The 1,179-nt window shown below is 44.2% G+C and carries 1 protein-coding gene; it reads left to right on the top strand.

Annotation, left to right across the window (positions count from 1 at the left end; translation table 11 throughout):
- Nucleotides 1-1,179: elongation factor Tu (tuf, locus tag Aba26S_RS20930; RefSeq protein WP_052500236.1), on the top strand; the 1,179-nt coding region annotated here is incomplete at its 5' end.

Raw genomic sequence — 1,179 nt, 5'->3', positions numbered from 1 at the left:
AAGTTTGAACGTAATAAACCACACGTAAACGTGGGTACAATTGGTCACGTTGACCATGGTAAAACAACTTTAACTGCTGCGATTGCAACTATCTGTGCAAAAACTTACGGCGGTGAAGCGAAAGATTACTCACAAATCGACTCAGCTCCTGAAGAAAAAGCACGTGGTATTACAATTAATACATCACACGTAGAATACGATTCTCCAATTCGTCACTACGCTCACGTAGACTGCCCGGGCCACGCCGATTATGTTAAAAACATGATTACTGGTGCTGCTCAGATGGACGGCGCGATCCTTGTATGTGCTGCGACTGATGGTCCAATGCCACAAACTCGTGAACACATCCTTCTTTCACGTCAGGTTGGTGTACCTTACATCATCGTATTCTTGAACAAGTGTGATCTTGTTGATGATGAAGAATTACTTGAATTGGTAGAAATGGAAGTTCGTGAACTTCTATCTACTTATGACTTCCCAGGTGATGACACTCCAGTTATCCGTGGTTCAGCACTTGCAGCACTTAATGGTGATGCTGGTCAATATGGCGAATCATCAGTTCTTGCTCTTGTTGAAGCGCTTGACTCTTACATCCCAGAACCAGAACGTGCTATCGATAAAGCATTCTTGATGCCAATCGAAGATGTATTCTCAATCTCAGGCCGTGGTACAGTAGTAACTGGTCGTGTAGAAGCGGGTATCGTAAAAGTTGGTGAAGAAGTTGAAATCGTAGGTATCAAAGATACGGTTAAGACAACTGTAACTGGCGTTGAGATGTTCCGTAAACTTCTTGATGAAGGTCGTGCTGGTGAGAACTGTGGTATCTTACTTCGTGGTACTAAGCGTGAAGACGTACAACGTGGTCAAGTACTTGCTAAACCAGGTACAATCAAGCCGCACACTAAATTCGATGCAGAAGTATACGTACTTTCTAAAGAAGAAGGTGGTCGTCACACTCCATTCCTTAACGGTTACCGTCCACAGTTCTACTTCCGTACAACTGACGTAACTGGCGCGATCAAATTACAAGATGGCGTTGAAATGGTTATGCCTGGTGACAACGTAGAAATGTCAGTAGAGTTAATCCACCCGATCGCAATGGACCCAGGTCTACGTTTTGCGATCCGTGAAGGTGGTCGTACTGTAGGCGCTGGTGTTGTTGCTAAAGTAACTGCATAA

This window comes from Acinetobacter sp. NBRC 110496 (genome assembly GCF_000876115.1).
GTDB lineage: Bacteria > Pseudomonadota > Gammaproteobacteria > Pseudomonadales > Moraxellaceae > Acinetobacter.
This window is presented reverse-complemented; position numbering and strand designations above follow the sequence as displayed.